Origin of the sequence: Nostoc sp. UIC 10630 (genome assembly GCF_010747425.1) — a bacterium.
Lineage (GTDB): Bacteria > Cyanobacteriota > Cyanobacteriia > Cyanobacteriales > Nostocaceae > Nostoc.
The window spans coordinates 1-3,904 of sequence record NZ_JAAGOG010000362.1; the positions used below are offsets into that span (position 1 = coordinate 1).

General features: G+C 40.4%; 4 protein-coding genes and 1 pseudogene. 4 read left to right on the forward strand and 1 reads right to left on the reverse strand.

Features of this window, described 5'->3' with window-relative positions; translation table 11 throughout:
- From G1O98_RS37245 to G1O98_RS37260, 4 genes and pseudogenes are all read left to right on the forward strand, one after another.
- Nucleotides 1–703: pseudogene (locus tag G1O98_RS37245) on the forward strand (hypothetical protein); the annotation flags it as partial.
- Between the two features lie 122 nt (nt 704–825).
- Nucleotides 826–1,059 carry a hypothetical protein gene (locus G1O98_RS37250; RefSeq protein WP_163939352.1) on the forward strand — a complete coding sequence of 78 codons (234 nt, stop codon included), beginning with the start codon at nt 826–828 and terminating at the stop codon, nt 1,057–1,059.
- On the forward strand, nt 1,047–1,493 hold the full coding sequence (locus tag G1O98_RS37255; protein ID WP_163939354.1) for a PIN domain-containing protein: 447 nt from the start codon (nt 1,047–1,049) through the stop codon (nt 1,491–1,493). Before G1O98_RS37250 ends, G1O98_RS37255 begins: the two co-directional genes overlap by 13 nt.
- A 44-nt stretch (nt 1,494–1,537) precedes the next feature.
- Entirely contained in the window at nt 1,538–2,503 is a 966-nt protein-coding gene (locus tag G1O98_RS37260) for an aldo/keto reductase (protein ID WP_163939356.1), read from the forward strand.
- Nucleotides 2,504–2,534: 31 nt separating this feature from the next.
- Here G1O98_RS37260 and G1O98_RS37265 read toward each other — a convergent pair whose 3' ends face one another.
- The gene (locus G1O98_RS37265; RefSeq protein ID WP_163939358.1) at nt 2,535–3,800 is read right to left on the reverse strand and encodes a DNA cytosine methyltransferase; all 1,266 of its coding nucleotides are present in this window, start codon (nt 3,798–3,800) and stop codon (nt 2,535–2,537) included.
- Between the last annotated feature and the right edge of the window lie 104 nt (nt 3,801–3,904).

Genomic DNA, 3,904 nt, shown 5'->3' on the forward strand with positions numbered 1-3,904 from the left:
GCCCCTAAAAGAAATTAGGTCACTTTCTCTTGCCTTCTATATCATTGCTACTAAATGCCAATTAGTCCAAACTCAAGTAACTTATCAAATTGAATATTTGGTCAGACACCGAATAATATCTGCTTACTCTGGTACTAAAGAAACAGATACAACTAAATCTAAGACTGATTTAAATAAAGATCAAGAACTTAATAGATTGCGCGGGGAAATGGGTTTACACAAAATGACATCCAATATTTTATCGAATGATGAAGAAAATGCAATTATTAAGACTCAGTATAAATATCGTAATTTCAAAAAAAATTTGGTGTTCCTTTTTTTGGTATTTTCAATTGCTGTAGTGATATTATTATCTTTACAATTTGGAGAAATATTTCCTCTAACATCTAAAACCTACACACAAATACCATCAAATTCTACATTAGTTACACCCTCACCAGTCATTTCGGAATCTCCAATTGTGTTACTTCAAACTGATACATTTCGAGAAGCAGTAAGTAAAGCAATTAATGCAGCTAACCTTACTCAATCAGCAAAATCTCCAGATGAGTGGAAGACAGTTGTAAGTCAGTGGGAAACTGCGATCGCACTTATGAAAACTGTGCCATCTTCCAGCCCAAATTATGCAATCGCTCAACAGAAAATCATAGAGTATCAGAAAAATATCACCTACGCTCAGAAAAATGCCGTCGGTAGTAAGTAATGCGATCGCACCTCAAAATTAAGCTAGAAAAGGCAGTGCGTAGCTTGCCGCCGTAGGCATCGCTCTGATTTTCACCTATCCTGATGAAATGGGATGTTCGACACTAATGAGGATAAATTATCATGCTTAATGGACTAAGGCAACAGGCGATCGTCAAACCTGGTGGTGTAGTAGAAATCTCTTCTCCAGAACTTCCAGCAGGTGCAACTGTAGAGGTGATAGTACTTCTGGAGTCACCCTCAAAGCATTCTGAAAAGCCCTTAACTAGCTTTATCGGCTCTGCTAAAGGCAGTTTTGCGACACCGGAAGAAGTGGATAAGTTTATTCGTCAAGAACGAGATGCATGGGAATTCTAGATGCTATTCAAGGCACAAAGGTATACCTAGATACCAACATTTGGATCTATGCTTTAGAAGGACATCCAGCATTTGCCCAAGATTTAACCCAGTTATTCCAAAGTATTGATCGAGGTAACTTGAGTGTAGTAACTAGTGAATTATCACTTGCTGAAGTATTGGTAAAACCTTTCCAAAATCATGACTTAGCTCAACAGACAACTTACCAACAACTGATTAGCAATTCACAAAATTTAACAGTGATTCCTGTCAGTCGTCAGATTTTAATTGAAGCTGCTCAACTTCGTGCCAGTATTAACATCAAATTACCAGATGCTATCCATTCAGCAACAGCACTGTTGACTCAATGTTCTACTTTTCTAACCAACGATCAGCGCTTTCGCAGTGTTCCTAAACTATCAGTAATTTTGCTTTCTGAGATTAATCCCCCCTAGCTAAAATTTTATAATAAAAAGTAATTTCGCCCCCGAAGCCAATTATGACAGAAGGAAAGACGCGGCGTAATTTCCTAATTACCAGCATTGCTGTAACTGGAGGTATTGTGGCAACTAATGCTTTACAGCAAAATAGTACTAACACCGCAACACCGCCAGCAACTATGCCAGAACGGATGCTGGGACGCACGCAAGTAAATCTTCCGATCTTCGGGTTAGGAGGAGCAGGACAAACGCCACTATCCTGGGAAGGAAAAGAGGGTAATGCTACAGCAATAATTCAAAGAGCGCTGGAACTTGGCATTCGCTACTTTGATACGGCGGCTAGTTATGGGCCGAGTGAAGATTATTTAGGTAAAGTGCTACCATCCCATCGCTCAAAGATATTTCTAGCCAGCAAGACTGATAAAAGAGATCGGGATGGAGCTTGGCGAGAATTGGAGCGATCGCTAAAACGTCTCAATACAGATTATCTCGATTTGTGGCAGTTGCACCACGTTTCTTTTTCTCAAGAACTCGACACTATCTTTAGTCCATCTGGCGCAATTAAAGCTTTAGAAGAAGCCACACAACAAAAACTGGTGCGCTTCGCAGGTATTACCGGACATCACGACCCTCAAGTGATTGCCGAAGGGTTACGTCGCTATCCTTTCCACACTACGCTGATTCCTGTGAGTGCCGCCGACCAACACCACCCACGTCCATTTATCCCAGTAGTTTTACCAGTTGCTCAAGAAAAAAATGTCGGTGTGATTGCCATGAAAGTCCCGGCTTATGGTCGACTGTTTAAACCAGGTGGGTTGACAGGTATGGAGCAAGCTTTAGGTTACACAATGTCTCAGCCTGGAGTTCATTGTTGTGTAATTGCGGCAGAAACCATTTCACAATTAGAGAATAATGTCAAGATAGCGCGGGCTTTTGTGCCTCTTAAAAAGGAAGAATTGACAGCGATCGCTCAACGCACTGCTAATATCTGGGAAGATAGTACATTCTTCCGTGCTTGGACTTAGCCCGACCTTGCACATATTACAAAGTGTATTATTACTCACGCTGATAATATTGTTCCGCTTGCGACATTTTAAACTGTAGTAGCTTCTCGTCTCCCAACTTGTATCGCAAACTCGGCTTAAAAGGGGAAATATTCAAACTACGAATAATTTCACCAGCCACAGCCTTTGCTAGTAGCGGTGGTACAGAGTTACCAACTTGCCGAAAACCGTGCCATTTAGTTACATGAAATCTAAACCAATCGGGATAGGAATGTAATCTCGCCGCTTCCCTGACTGTAATACAACGAGGCGTAAATGGATGAATCGGTCTAGGAGATGTGAAAGAACCCCTATACTTATCTGTTCCGGCTCTTAAAGTATTGCAGACACCAGCAGGATGTAGCTTATGAAAACGACTAATTTTTTCTCTTTCACCTTGTTCAGTTTCCTGAAAACGTTGAATAGTTTCCGCAGAATGTTTTGTTCTTATACTTGAAGAAAGGATTCGCAAATCATATTCACGTTTATAAGAATAATCATTTTTTAGGCATTTAAGACCGCGAAGTACACGAGCATAATTACTAGGCTTTTCGTATTCTCCAACAACCCAATCTCTTGTTACTAACTCAGGATATTTTTCTATTTCAGGTAAATCTTTAATCGCATCCCAGACTGTAGGACTCAAGGGGATATCAGATATTTTTTTAGAAGTTAAATTATTTGGTAATGCTGGTTTAGTAATCGGTTGAGGATATTTTGGTAACTCTACATCCTCCCTTGCCCCTATGAGGAATAATCTCTCACGGGACTGTGGTACTCCGTAATTTGCAGCGTTGAGAATTTGGTAATTCTCTTCTACTTTATAACCGTAAATTTTAAACTCACTAATTAGAGATTGGAGGATTTGTTTATGTTGACCAACTGTGATTCCCCGAACATTTTCCATTACAAAAAATTTCGGTTTTAGCTCAAAAACCAGCCGATGAAAGTGAAACACTAAAGAATTTCGCGGATCATCAACAACCCGTTTACCAATTAGAGAAAATCCTTGACATGGTGAGCCACAAATTACCACATCAATTTCGCGATCGCCAATTTTAGACCGACTCCTAATTTCTTCACCGGTTGTATCCACAACACTTTGACATAACACTGAGCAATAAGGAAAGTTAAACTCATGTGTTGCACAGTGGATAGGGTCGATTTCTACAGATGCTAGCACGTCAAAACCAGCTTGTTCAAAGCCAAGAGTCATACCACCCGCGCCAGCGAACAAATCAACTGCGATCGCTCTTTGTTTTCTCATCTCATAAGCCATGACACCTCTAAAGGGATTGGGGGTTGGGTATTGGGTATTGGGTATTGGGGATTGAGTATTAAATATACAAAATTTTCCCAGTCCCCAGTCCCCAGTCCCTAATC